Genomic DNA, 12,368 nt, shown 5'->3' on the forward strand with positions numbered 1-12,368 from the left:
AAATCCGCCAATTCATCCCCAACGACTTCGCCTCCCTCGGAGCAGACGGCTTCGGCTTCTCCGACACCCGCCAAGCCGCCCGCCGCTACTTCAAAAACGACACCCACTCCATCGTCGCCAAAACCCTGCAGTTGCTGGCGGCGAGGGGCGAAGTCGAGGAGGGCGCGCCGTCGTACGCGATTGACCGCTACAAGCTGCTCGACGTGAACGCCGGCACCACCGGCGGCGCAGGCGGCGACGCCTAACAACCCGCACAAACGACAGTTGGCGGCAGTGTTCGTGAAGAACACTGCCGCCAACTGTCGTTTTGCCGGGTTTCGCGGAACGCGTGCACTAGGTGCCCAGGTTCCGCCTGTCGACGACGAAGCCTGTTGCCGCGTTCTCGCGGACCGCGTTGATACCGGCCACCACGGCCTTCAAATTCGGGAACTGTGGCGACACTGCCACTACCGTTCCGTCCTCGGCTGTGAGCCGGAATCGGAATGAGTTGGTACCTGCTTTGAGAATCTCGAAACTACCGGCCATTTTCCCCTGTCCCTCACGCGTCGCTGCGTACTGAGCTGACTTCATAACTCTCCCCCCGACCCTAATGGCCATTTCAGACCACCAAAAGCCCTACTGATCGGTAATTTACAACCGATATCGGTAGATCTCTTTGAAAGCATCCGAGGAGCTACAGACCGCATGGAACCCCGCGCGTATCGTGAGGATATGACTGACTCCGGCATGGCCCCTGTTACGGGCGTGCTGCTCGCTGCGGGCGCCGGCACGCGCCTGGGCCGTGGCCCCAAGGCACTGCTCCCCTTCCGTGGGCGCACGCTGGTGGAAGTGTTGGCCGATACCCTGTTCGACGGCGGCTGCCGCGAGGTCGTGGTGGTTCTCGGAGCAGAAGCCGACCACGTTCGAAGCGTCACGGATCTGGGCACACATGTGGTGGTCGAGAACGAAAAGTGGGCCAAGGGCATGGCGGGGTCATTCCGCGCCGGCATCGACTCCGCCACACCCGGCAACAGCATCATGGTTGCGCTGGTGGACCAACCCGGTTTGACCCCGACGGCGGTGAGCAGGCTGCTGGGCAGCCACCGTCCCGGTCGGGTCACCGCAGCCGCCTACCCTGACGAGTCAGGCCACCTGAAGCGCCGGCACCCGGTGATTTTCGACGTCGGGCTCCGCCAACAAGCCGCGGAAGCGGCCAATGGCGACACGGGCGCGCGTTCGTTCCTCAAGGCGCATCCGGGCCTGGTGGACCTGGTGGATTGCAGCGACCTCTGCTCGGGCGAGGACCTGGACACGAAGGATCAGCTGCATCTTCTGGACGGGTAGCAGCGCGGTAAATTAGGGTCCATGATCCGCATCGATCTTGACGATCCCGCACGCCCCGACGTCCACCAGCTCCTCAGCGAACACTTGGCCGACATGTTCGCCACGTCGCCTGCCGAGAGCGTGCATGCCTTGGACCACTCGGCGTTGTCGCACGAGTCGATCACGTTCTGGACAGCCCGCGAGGACGGGGTTTTGTTGGGATGCGGTGCGTTGAAGATGCTCTCCGCCGGGCAGGCCGAGATCAAGTCCATGCGCACCACGGCCAACGCCCGCGGACGTGGCGTGGCAACGCTGCTGCTGGAGCACATCGTGGCCGAGGCAGCGCGGCTGGGCTACGAACGCGTGAGCCTGGAAACAGGGACCGAGGACTACTTCGCTCCCGCCCGCCGCCTGTATGCGCGGCACGGCTTCACCGAGTGCCCGCCATTTGCCGACTACACCCTGGACCCGAACAGCGTGTTCATGGAGCTCGCCATCTCCCCCAACGCCGTCTCCCCCAACTGAGTAACAGCAAACGTCGCACTGAGGGCTCATACCGACGTTTGCTGTTACTCAGTTGGGGATCAGGGTCCTGTCGCGGAGGGCCAGGTAGATCTTGTCCCGCGCGATGGGCAGCTCACCGAAGCGGATCCCTGTAGCGTTGCGGATGGCGTTGGCCAGCGCGGGAGCCACCGGGTTGAACGGGCTCTCGCTCATCGACTTGGCGCCCAGCGGGCCAGTGGAGTCGTTGGTGGTGGCGAAGTAGACCTCGCTCCTAGGTACGTCCGCAAATGACGGAATGTGGTACTGGCGCAAGATGTCCGTGGTGACGCGTCCGGCGTCGTCCACTTTCACTTCCTCGTACAGCGCCGCACCGAGCGCCTGCGCAATGCCACCTTCGATCTGCCCACGGCACTGCCGCGGGTTGACCACCACACCGGCGTCGGCGGCCTGGACACTCTGCAGGATCCTCAACTCTCCGGTTCCCGTATTCACGGCGACGCGGAACCCGTGGACATTGAATGCCACGGAGCGCGGCGTTCCTCCCCAGTTGCCATCGGTGGCGAGCCGAACGCCTTGCAGCCTGGCGGCGTCGACAATTTCGGCCAGCGTTACCGTGCGATTTCCGCACTCAACGGCTCCATCCACCAAACGGCAGTCGGCCAAGGCGGCTCCCGTCAGCGAAGCGGCGACTGTTTGGATCCGGGTGGCGAGCTCCAGCGCCGCGCCGAGGGTCGCTTTGCCGGCCACCACGGTTCCGGCCGAACCGAACGCGCCGGTGTCGTGCTCCAGGAGGTCGGTATCGGACTGGCGAACGGTCACCTTGGAAGCTGCTGTCGCCAGTGCCGTGGCAGCCAGCTGCGCATGCACAGTGGTGGTGCCGTTCCCGAATTCCGCTGTACCGACGTCGACGGCGAACTTTCCGTCCGCTTCCAGGCTCACCCGGGTGTGGGCGAAGTGGCCGCGCGGTGGGACGGTGTCGATCATGGACAGGGCCGAGCCCTCGCCGACGACCCATTCAGGGCCAAGGTCATCGAGCCCGGCAGCACGGTAGCGCTCCTTGCCGCGCTCCAGGGCATCGCGCACCAAGGCAACACACTGGTCCAGTCCGTAACTGCCGTAGTGGACGTCTTCCTCGGGCTCCGGCGTAGTGGACAGCATGTGGTCACCGGGCCGGACCATGTTCTTGAGCCGGAACTCCAAGGGATCCATGCCAATCCCTACAGCAAGCTCGTCGATGGCAGACTCAATCGCGAAGATCATCTGGCTCAGTCCATAGCCGCGGAAGGCGCCGGCGGGAACGGTGTTGGTGTAGACGGCGTGTGCGTCCACCTTCTTGTTGACGCACTTATACACGGCCAAGGATTCGCCGCAGCCGTGGAACATTACCCCGGGGGCGTGGTTGCCGTAGGCACCGGTGTTGGTGAGGACGTCCAGCTGCAGCGCTGTGAGGTACCCGTCCCGGTTGGCACCCGCCTTGAGATGAATGGTGAAAGGGTGGCGCGTGGTGGTCGCAGTGAACTGCTCGGTACGGGTGAACTCGAGCTGCACCGGGCGGCGAAGTTTCAGCGCGGCCAAGGCCACGAGGTCCTCGGTGAGGACTTCCTGTTTGCCACCGAAACCGCCGCCAACGCGGCCTGCCATCACGCGGACGGTCTCCGGCGGCAGATTGAACAACCGGCTCAGTGTCCGCTTCACCAGGAACGGAACCTGGGTGGAGGACCGGACAATCAGCCGGCCATCCTCGTCGAGCCAGGCAATGGAGGCGTGCGTTTCCATGGCCACGTGCTGCACACGTTGGGTCTGGTAGGTGTGCTCGTGGATGAAGTCGGCGGCCGCGAAACCATCTGCCACACTGCCCAACTCGGCATGTACCTCGGCCACCACGTTGTGGTGCGGCCTGGAGATCCTGGACGCTTCACCGTCCTTCTCACCGTGAATCGCGGGGGCGCCCGGAAGGATGGCTTCCTGGGGAGTGAACACCGGTTCCAGGAGTTCGTACTGAACAGCCAGCGCGCGGGCACCCGCCTCAGCGGCCCCCACGGATTCGGCCACGACGGCCGCAACCCGCTGCCCGATGAAACGGACCACGTCGTCCAGCACGCGGGTGTCGTCGGGGTCATCGGTGAAGTTCTCGTGCTGGGCTGTGGAGAACAGCTGCTGCGGTGCATCTTCGTGCGTGAACACGGCAACGACGCCCGGTACGGCCAATGCCGGAGCCTTGTCGATGGACACGATCCGGGCATGCGCGTGCGGCGAACGCAGCAGCTTCAAATGCAACAAACCAGGGAGCTGGTCCGCTGGAACATCCAAGGTGTACCTGGCAGTTCCGGTCACCACGGCGTTGCTGGCGAGGGCGGGTACGTTGTCGCCGAGCTGGCCGGGAGTGGCTTTCACGGCTGGGGTTCCCGCAGCGGCAGGCGACTGTGCCCCGGAAACGTCAGCTCCGGCGTCGTGCTGGTGATCGCCGCCATGGCCGCAGACGGCGTCGGCGATGGAGCGGTAACCGGTGCAGCGGCAGAGGTTGCCCTTGAGGTTGCGGGGAAGGTTGGCGCGTTGCTCGTCGTCGAACGTGGCAGCAGTCATCATCATTCCGGCGGTGCAGAACCCGCACTGGAAGCCCTGGCCCGCGCTGAACTGTTCCTGCACAGCGTGGAGTTCCCCATCTTTGGAGAGCCCTTCGATGGTGGTGACGGCTTTGCCCTCGGCACGTACGGCCGGGTAGATGCAGCTGTGGACGGGCGTGCCGTCGACGTGGACGGTGCAGGCTCCACAGTCGCCGCCGTCGCAGCCTTTCTTGACGCCGAAGTTGCCCTCTTCGCGGAGGAACGTGCGGAGGCATTGCCCGGGGCGGGGTGTGGCCTGCGAGGCAGCTCCGTTAATCTCAATTGCCATTCGGGGCCTCCTTCTGCTGGGTGTTTGCTGGTGCGGGCTGAGTGGACGGCTGGGGCGAGGTGCTGTGTGGCGGCCAGAAATCTCCGGACACGGTCATCGACTCGCCCAGCAGCTCTGCCCGGATCTCCTCGGCCAGCTTGAACGTCATATCGCGGCGCCAGGCCGGCAGCCCGTGGATGTCGTCGTGGTACAGCGACCAGGGAATGGAATCGCCGACGGCGTCAGCCAGCGTCCCGGCGTCGGGAACCTGCCCGGCGGGGAACCGTAGCTGCACGGGCCTTTTGGTGGATGCGGTCACGGTGATGACCAAACCGCCGTCGGGGTCGAGCCGGCCAATCAGCAGGACGCCGGAGCGGCCGAGGTTGCTCAGCGACAGCCGCCGGAAGGCGACACGGGCTGAAAGGGCCTGCGCCGGCAGGTGGATGCTGCGCAGCAACTCCCCCGGCGCCAGGACGGTCTGCATATCTCCGATCACAAAGTCGGCCACGGGGACGGTGCGGCTGGTGCCGTCCGGGCTGAGGATGGTCCCGACTCCGTCGAGTCCGGCGCACAACGATGTCATGGGCCCGGCCGGCAAACCGGTGCACACGTTGCCGCCCACCGTGGACATGTTCCAGATCTTGAACGAGGCCACGAACGAGTCGCAACACGGGCGAATCAGTGCAAGGGCAGGCCATTCGTGGCTTGCTGCCTCGGCGGTCTGCGGAAGGGCGTAAAGTTCGGCGACGGTGCACGTGGCCGCGAGTTCAATTCCTTCCCCAGTCACGGTGATGGCGGGCCAGTTGGCTTCTCCGAGATCGAGGAGACGCTTGAGAACCGTACTTCCGTAGGAGAAGAGGACGGTACCTCCCGCCAACCAGGCGTCGCCGTCCCGCCATAGGGCCGGATCCGTGGTGGGCACCACGGCTTCGATGGTGTTCATGTCCATGGGTCCTCCTGAGTGAGGGATTGGGGTACTGGGTGAATCGGCGCCGGATGAATGGGGCCCGTGGTGTCCTTGAGGGAGGGGAACCCGGGCGTGCTGGCTGAGCCGGCCGCGCCGCGTTCCGCCACGATTTCCGCCGTGATGGAGACCGCTACTTCTGCAGGAGTCACAGCGCCGAGGTTCAACCCGATCGGTGAATGCAGGCGTTCGAGTGCGTCCGGAGTCGTCCCGGCGTCCAGCAGCGCATCAACCCGTTGGCGGTGGCTGCGGCGTGATCCCATCGCGCCTACATAGGCCAGGTTGAAACGAAGGGCTGTTTCCAGCAGGGGAATATCAAACTTGGGGTCGTGGGTCAGGACGCACACCACCGTCCGGTTGTCGATGCGTCGTGCTGCTGCTTCGGCTTCCAGGTAGCGATGCGGCCAGTCGGTGACAACCTGATCGGCTCCGGCGAAGCGGCTCTGCTGTGCGAAGGCGGGCCGGGCATCGCAGAGGGTGACGTTGTAGCCGAGAAGTTGTCCGGCGGGCAGCAATGCTGCGCCGAAGTCGTTGGCACCAAAGATCAGCATCCGCGCGGCCGGCAAGCGGCTTTCAACAAACAAGGTGATGGGCTCAGGCTGGGTATCTTCTTCCTGGCTCTCGGCAGCCCACCTGTCCGTGGTGACCCAGCCATCGATGCAGCCCTCCGGCGGCGCGAGCCGGACCAACCCGGCACGTCCCCCCTGGAGCAGCGGCTCCACTTGGGCGGCCGCTGCGAAGAGGGTGGCAGGGTGGTTGCCCACCAGCTTGGCCAGCTCCTCCGATTCCATGGCGCGGAAACGCACAGGATCGTTGACGACAACTACTCCCCCACCGGCACCGAGCCTGCGGATAAGTGCCATGGCAGCTGGGGCCCGGTCCTTGGTGAGCGACTGTCCATTGAAGAGGGAAAGCTCAGGCGACCCAACGCCCAGTGGCTGGATATGGACTTCCAGCTCCCCTCCACAGCTGAGTCCGACGGCGAACGCGTCCTCGGCACTGTAGCCGAACGACTCCAGGCGCGGGCCGCCGTCGCGCATTGCTTCCAGGGCCGCCTCCACGACGGCACCTTCCACACAGCCTCCGGACAAGCTACCCAGGACTTCGCCATGTTCGGAGACCATCATGGAGGTTCCCATGGGCCGCGGCACCGAGCCTCCGGTCCCCACGATCGTGGCCACGGCACACAGTTGGCCAGAGACCGCAGGCCGCCAGCTGCCCAGTGAAGGCATCAGATCCAGCATGGCAACACATCCTTATTCCAGGTGTCCCGGCCGGGTGGCCCGGCCGGAGCAGTGCGCGATCTTGCCTCATATTCTCATTTCCAGAGGTTGTTGAGGGGAAGTCGCGGCTAAGTCAGTAAGAGATCAATCGGTAAGAGTCCATAGGAACGGGGGCAAGGGCTTCATCTCCCTGCCCCCGTTCCCTGACGGAGCGTCGGTGCCCGTTCCTGAATCATCAGGGCCGCCGCCCGCCGTCGTGCCTGTTTGAAAGGGACGACGACGGCGGACGCCTATTCGTGCGGTGGGTTCCGACGGACCGTCGATCGGAGTGCCGGATGACCCGCCGGCACGGGGTGGGGCTCCGGGTCAGACACCCATCAGGGCGTTGATCGGGCCGCGGGCGAAGTAAATGATGAAGCCTGCCGTGACCACCCACATAAGCGGGTGGACCTTCTTGGCCTTGCCCGACGCCGCGCTGATCACCGCGAAGGAGATGAAGCCGACGCCGATGCCGTTGGCGATGGAGTAGGTCAGCGGCATGGTCACGATGGTCAGGAACGCAGGGAGTGCGATGGAGAACTTGGTGAACTTGATCTCGCGGATCTGCGCCATCATCATTGCGCCCACCACTACCAGTGCTGCAGCAGCAACTTCCAGCGGAACCACCGAGGTAAGCGGAGTGAAGAACATCGAGCCCAGGAACAAGAGGCCGGTGACCACGGAGGCCAGGCCGGTCCGGGCGCCTTCGCCGATGCCCGCTGCGGAGTCGATGTACACCGTGTTGGACGAACCGGACGTTGCGCCGCCCACCACTGCGCCCATGCCTTCAACGATGAAGGCCGACTTCAACTTGGGGAACGTGCCGTCCTTGTGTGCCACGCCTGCGCTCTTGGCCAGGCCTGTCATGGTGCCCATGGCGTCGAAGAAGTTGGTGAACACCAAGGTGAAGACCAACATCGTCGCAGCCAATCCGCCGATCCTGGCGAACGAGCCGAAGAGATCGAACTGGCCCACCAAACTGAGGTCCGGGACGGAAACCAGTTGGCTCGACAGGATGGGGACGTTGAGGTGCCAGCCGCCGGGGTTGTCGGCGCTGCCGGGACCGATGTGGAACACTGCCTCGACAACTGCGGCGAGGACGGTGGTGGCGACGATGCCGATCAGCAGGCCGCCCTGGATCTTGCGTGCCACGAGGATGCCCATGGTCAGCAGTCCGATGATAAAGACAAGGGTGGGGATGGAGGTGATGGAACCGTCGTTGCCCAACTGGACCGGCGGACCGCCTGTGGTGGCGCGGACAAAGCCGGAGTCGACAAAGCCGATGAAGGCAATGAACAGGCCGATGCCAACGGAGATGGCGGCCTTGAGTTCCTTGGGGACTGCCTTGAAGATCGCAGTCCGGGCGCCGGTGGCGCCGAAGAGGACGATCAGGATGCCGTTGATGACCACCAGGCCCATGGCTTCGGGCCACGTGACTTCCTGGATGACCGCGACGGCGAGGAAGGAGTTGATACCCAGGCCGGCAGCGAGGCCGAAGGGCAGGTTGGCGACGAGGCCGAAAACGATGGTCATGACGCCGGCGGTGAGGCCCGTAACGGCACCCACCTGCGCTGCGGAAAGCCAGCCGCCCGCAACATCAACCGGAGCGTTATCCGCTGAGAAGCCGCCCAGGATGAGCGGGTTCAGGATGACGATGTACGCCATGGTGAAGAACGTGACCAGGCCGCCGCGGAATTCACGGGCCAGCGTGGAGCCACGCTTGGAGATCTGGAAGAACTTATCCAGGAAGGAATTCGACACCGGGGGCTTCTTGTTGCCATCTGCCAGGCCGGTTGCCGTGTGCTTTGCTTGTGCCGCTGTGGGCTCTGCGCTTTTTCCCCCGTTGGGGAGAAGCGCAGCCTGCTTTTCAGCGGAATTATCCAGGATTGTCATGTCAGCCACCGGGCCCTAGTAGTCAATCCTGGAATCAAGCGTGTTCCATGTGTTGAACGGCTGGAGGGCCGCCGGAGCCTGGGGGTCGCCCAGTTCCAGCTTGGCTACCGGCATCAGCGCGTCCCGGTTGTCGTTCTCGAAGTACTCGTAGAAGACTGCGTCATCGAAGCCGACGGATGCGGCGTCGTGGCGGTCTGCGGCAAAGAACACGCGGTCAACGCGTGCCCAGAGTGCGGAGGCCAGGCACATGGGGCATGGCTCGCAACTGGTGTAGAGGGTTGCACCGCTCAGATCGAAGGTTCCCAGTTCGCGGCAGGCGTTACGGATGGCCGTGACTTCTGCGTGTGCGGTGGGATCGTTCGTGGCGGTGACGCGGTTGACGCCTTCGAAGGCTCGTCCGTCCGCGGTGACAATGACGGCGCCGAAGGGGCCACCACTGTTGAGGACATTGGCTGTTGCCAGCTCAATGGATGTGGCCAGGAATTGCTCGGCCGTGACGGTTGTACTCATGTTGCGACTTCCTTAGTGCTGAGGAAGCCAGGTGACCTGTTTGGGGGCGCTACAGAGAGGAGCTCCAGTTAGCTTGGTTACCAGGCTTCAGCATGTGCGATGAAGGTTAAGTTGCGCCTGGTAGATAGCTTCCCGAGGTCCGGGTGCCCGCCTTTGGCAGTTAGAGCGTAGCACCGGGTTTGTGAGCCGCGCCATAGTTTTTTGAAAATTTAATTTCGTAATGCGAAATTAGTTATTGAGGCAGGTTCGCGCCGGGCTGGGCGCCCGAATGTGACTATGGGGGCCCCGCGGGCGTTGACTGCCGCCGTCGAGCATTCTACGCTTTTCGGACTGGGCCGCATTCTGGCGGCCCGGCAACCTGGATCAGCAGACAGGGCCTAACTGAGCTGGAACGCGTACACGCCGACCAGACAAGGAACCTGTCATGACCCCACTTTGGATCAAGAACCCCCTGGGCATCTTCACCGCAAACGACCTCGACGCCGGCGGTGGCCTGGTTGTTGCTGACGGGAAAATTCTGGAGCTTGTGCCTTCGGGCGGGCAGCCCACTTCTCCCGCAACCGTTTTTGACGCGTCCGGGCACGTGATTCTCCCCGGGCTCATCAACACGCACCACCACTTCTACCAAACCCTCACCCGCGCGTGGGGGCCTGTGGCCAACGCTCCCCTGTTCCCGTGGCTCCAGAATCTCTACCCCGTCTGGGCGCGGCTGACCCCCCGCAGCCTTGAGCTTGCCGTGCAGGTTGCACTGGCCGAGTTGCTGCTGTCCGGATGCACCACCGCCGCCGACCACCACTACCTCTTCCCCGACGGCATGGAAGACGCCATCGATATTGAGGTGGCGGCCGTGCGCTCCATGGGGATGCGGGCCACGTTGACCCGCGGGTCCATGACCTTGGGAGAAGACGACGGCGGGCTGCCGCCCAGGACCACGGTCCAGTCGCCTGAGGCGATTCTGGCGGACAGCGAACGGCTCATCCGCAAGTACCACGAAACCGGTGACGGGGCCGTTGTGCAGATCGCGCTTGCCCCTTGCTCGCCCTTCTCGGTGACCAAGGAAATCATGGCCGAGAGCGCCGCCATGGCCGAACGCTTCGACGTCCGACTTCACACCCACCTTGCCGAAACGATCGACGAGGAAGACTTCTGCCAATCCATGTTCGGGCTGCGGACCGTGGACTATCTGGAGTCTGTGGGCTGGTTGGGCAACCGGACCTGGCTGGGCCACGGCATCCACTTCAACGACGAGGAGATCGCCAGGCTGGGAGCCGCGGGCACCGCCGTCGCGCATTGCCCCACCTCCAACATGCGCCTGGCCTCCGGGACCGCGCGAGTCCTGGAACTTGAAGCAGCGGGTGTTCCCGTGGGACTCGGAGTGGACGGATCGGCGTCGAACGATGCTTCGAACATGATTCTCGAGGCACGGCAGGCGCTGTATCTGCAGCGACTCCGCTACGGCGCTTCCGTTCCCGTTGAGCGGGCTCTTGGCTGGGCAACGCGCGGGTCGGCTGCGGTTTTGGGTCGGTCCGACATTGGGCAGCTGGCACCCGGGCTCCAGGCGGACCTGGCCCTGTTCAAGCCTGACGAGCTGCGCTTCTCGGGCAGCCACGACCCCGTCGCTGCGTTGTTGCTGTGCGGCGCGGACCGTGCCGACCGTGTGATGGTGGGTGGTCAGTGGCGTGTGGTTGACGGTGCGATTCCGGGCTTGGACGTGGCCGGACTCATCGCTGAGCACTCGGCGGCGGCGCGGAAGTTGGTGGCAGGGTAGTTTCTGCCCCTCGCTGCCCGAAATCGCCGGAACGCGTCCACCTCGTATGGAACGTTCCGGCGATTTCGCGCTATTCCGGCGATCTCGAAAGCGTCAGTCCGTCAGATCGTGACCTTGTAGACGTGGTGCGTGTACTCGTTCGCGAAAGAATCCGTGAACTTGCCGCCCTGGACGGTGAGGTTGCGCCCCTCGCCCACAACTTCCACCTGCGAGCCAGTGATCCCGGCGGGAAGGGTGAACGTCTTCGCACCGGTCGTACCGTTCACACCGATGCCGGCGAAGAGGTAAGCGCTGCCGTCCTTGGCTTTGAGCATCGTGTCAGTACCCGTGGCGCCCGCATTCCACACATAGCTTTGCGTGTTGAGGACTGGCGCGAGGGTCTGGATGCCGGCGAGTGCGGCCTTGATCTTGGCCTTCCGGTCTGCAGGCGCCTGGACCAATGAATACGTCCCGAATCCTGCCTGGCCATTGTTGTTGTGTTGGAAGATACTGATCCCCCGCGCCTCATGGATGATGCCGGACCACATAGCGCCCTCCATCTGTTCGGGCGTGATGGTGCGGTCATTGGAGGCGTTCAGGAACGGCTTAGCCGACTCAACGAAAATCCAGTTCGGATGGATGCCCGGTGCCGACTGGAACTTCCGCATCTGGTCAATCTGCCAGCCATAGGCCGCCGATGTGGCCGTCTTTGCGCCCTGCGGCCACGCCGGGGTCCGGTTCAACTCGTCCTGCAGATCTGCCCGGGCGTACATGTAGTTATCCACGGATGCTGCGTCAACGGCGCCCATGAAATCGTCCATCAGCCCAGGTGCCCAGTAGGTGCCCAGGATGCCCTTGGAGTAGTTCGCGAAGGCAAACCTGCCGTCGTTGAATCCCCGGATCTGGGCCACTTTGTTTTGCATCTGCTGGAGGTTCTGCGCGTACGTTGAGCCGTTGCAGCCCAGCCCGAGCATGTCGCACTCGTCGTACGTGTCCCAGCCGACAACCCCCGGGTTGGTACCCACTTCAGTGCGCGACCACTCCGTGCCGGCAATGACCAGCATTCCCGTATTGGTAATGGACGCCATCGTGGAGCCATCGTGTTCGGCGTTCTGATAGACGTTCACCCCTATGTCCTTCAATTGCGCGGCGTGCTCGGGTTTGCCGTAATACACGCTGACCGGGAACAGGTTGGGGTTGTTGAGTCTCGCAGCGCCAGGGAACTTCGCCCAGTAAGCCGGGCCTCCATCCCACGGAACCCTGGCCAAGTTAGCGAGGCTTCCCGTGCCGGGGGCTGTCTCTTATACACAACTGA

General features: G+C 64.0%; 11 protein-coding genes. 4 read left to right on the forward strand and 7 right to left on the reverse strand.

Annotated features, from left to right (window positions below; genetic code table 11):
* Positions 1-245, forward strand: a 245-nt coding sequence (locus GVL04_RS23475; protein ID WP_159709030.1) for a hypothetical protein, incomplete at its 5' end; no start/stop codon positions are given.
* Positions 246-333: 88 nt separating this feature from the next.
* On the opposite strand, the gene GVL04_RS23480 is transcribed toward GVL04_RS23475, so the two are convergent.
* Positions 334-525, reverse strand: coding sequence for a DUF1508 domain-containing protein (locus tag GVL04_RS23480; RefSeq protein WP_044569301.1), 192 nt, complete (start codon positions 523-525; stop codon positions 334-336).
* A 159-nt stretch (positions 526-684) separates the two neighbouring features.
* On the opposite strand from GVL04_RS23480, the gene nboR reads away from it, so the two are divergent.
* Both nboR and GVL04_RS23490 read left to right on the forward strand, forming a co-directional pair.
* Positions 685-1,323 (forward strand): nicotine blue oxidoreductase, encoded by a 639-nt coding sequence (gene nboR / locus GVL04_RS23485; protein ID WP_159709032.1) that lies wholly within the window; start codon positions 685-687, stop codon positions 1,321-1,323.
* Positions 1,324-1,344: 21 nt separating this feature from the next.
* The gene (locus GVL04_RS23490; protein ID WP_159709034.1) at positions 1,345-1,827 is read left to right on the forward strand and encodes a GNAT family N-acetyltransferase; all 483 of its coding nucleotides are present in this window, start codon (positions 1,345-1,347) and stop codon (positions 1,825-1,827) included.
* Between the two features lie 48 nt (positions 1,828-1,875).
* Here the strand turns inward: GVL04_RS23490 and GVL04_RS23495 are convergent, their stop codons facing one another.
* The 5 genes from GVL04_RS23495 to GVL04_RS23515 form a co-directional block, all read right to left on the reverse strand.
* Positions 1,876-4,698, reverse strand: coding sequence for a molybdopterin-dependent oxidoreductase (locus tag GVL04_RS23495; protein ID WP_159709036.1), 2,823 nt, complete (start codon positions 4,696-4,698; stop codon positions 1,876-1,878).
* Positions 4,688-5,626 (reverse strand): xanthine dehydrogenase family protein subunit M, encoded by a 939-nt coding sequence (locus GVL04_RS23500; protein ID WP_159709038.1) that lies wholly within the window; start codon positions 5,624-5,626, stop codon positions 4,688-4,690. Before GVL04_RS23500 ends, GVL04_RS23495 begins: the two co-directional genes overlap by 11 nt.
* The gene (locus GVL04_RS23505; protein ID WP_159709040.1) at positions 5,617-6,885 is read right to left on the reverse strand and encodes an XdhC family protein; all 1,269 of its coding nucleotides are present in this window, start codon (positions 6,883-6,885) and stop codon (positions 5,617-5,619) included. The genes GVL04_RS23500 and GVL04_RS23505 overlap by 10 nt, the downstream gene beginning before the upstream one ends.
* Before the next feature lie 345 nt (positions 6,886-7,230).
* The gene (locus GVL04_RS23510) at positions 7,231-8,805 is read right to left on the reverse strand and encodes an NCS2 family permease (protein ID WP_159709042.1); all 1,575 of its coding nucleotides are present in this window, start codon (positions 8,803-8,805) and stop codon (positions 7,231-7,233) included.
* Positions 8,806-8,811: 6 nt separating this feature from the next.
* Positions 8,812-9,306, reverse strand: coding sequence for a nucleoside deaminase (locus GVL04_RS23515; protein ID WP_017200639.1), 495 nt, complete (start codon positions 9,304-9,306; stop codon positions 8,812-8,814).
* Positions 9,307-9,730: 424 nt separating this feature from the next.
* Here GVL04_RS23515 and GVL04_RS23520 point away from each other — a divergent pair, with 424 nt between their 5' ends.
* A complete protein-coding gene (locus GVL04_RS23520) occupies positions 9,731-11,074 on the forward strand; it encodes an 8-oxoguanine deaminase (protein ID WP_159709044.1) in 1,344 nt (447 codons plus the stop codon).
* A 101-nt stretch (positions 11,075-11,175) separates the two neighbouring features.
* On the opposite strand, the gene GVL04_RS23525 is transcribed toward GVL04_RS23520, so the two are convergent.
* Positions 11,176-12,321, reverse strand: a complete 1,146-nt coding sequence (locus GVL04_RS23525) for a hypothetical protein (protein WP_235036423.1) — start codon at positions 12,319-12,321, stop codon at positions 11,176-11,178.
* Positions 12,322-12,368: the final 47 nt, after the last annotated feature.

Source organism: Arthrobacter sp. 18067, assembly GCF_902706295.1.
GTDB lineage: Bacteria > Actinomycetota > Actinomycetes > Actinomycetales > Micrococcaceae > Arthrobacter.

Excerpts from the sequence above, each read along its gene's own strand:
- GVL04_RS23480 (WP_044569301.1), bottom strand. The coding sequence starts at position 525 with ATGGCCGGTAGTTTCGAGATTCTCAAAGCAGGTACCAACTCATTCCGA.
- nboR (WP_159709032.1), top strand. The coding sequence starts at position 685 with ATGGAACCCCGCGCGTATCGTGAGGATATGACTGACTCCGGCATGGCC.
- GVL04_RS23490 (WP_159709034.1), top strand. The coding sequence starts at position 1,345 with ATGATCCGCATCGATCTTGACGATCCCGCACGCCCCGACGTCCACCAG.
- GVL04_RS23495 (WP_159709036.1), bottom strand. The coding sequence starts at position 4,698 with ATGGCAATTGAGATTAACGGAGCTGCCTCGCAGGCCACACCCCGCCCC.
- GVL04_RS23500 (WP_159709038.1), bottom strand. The coding sequence starts at position 5,626 with ATGGACATGAACACCATCGAAGCCGTGGTGCCCACCACGGATCCGGCC.
- GVL04_RS23505 (WP_159709040.1), bottom strand. The coding sequence starts at position 6,885 with ATGCTGGATCTGATGCCTTCACTGGGCAGCTGGCGGCCTGCGGTCTCT.
- GVL04_RS23515 (WP_017200639.1), bottom strand. The coding sequence starts at position 9,306 with ATGAGTACAACCGTCACGGCCGAGCAATTCCTGGCCACATCCATTGAG.
- GVL04_RS23520 (WP_159709044.1), top strand. The coding sequence starts at position 9,731 with ATGACCCCACTTTGGATCAAGAACCCCCTGGGCATCTTCACCGCAAAC.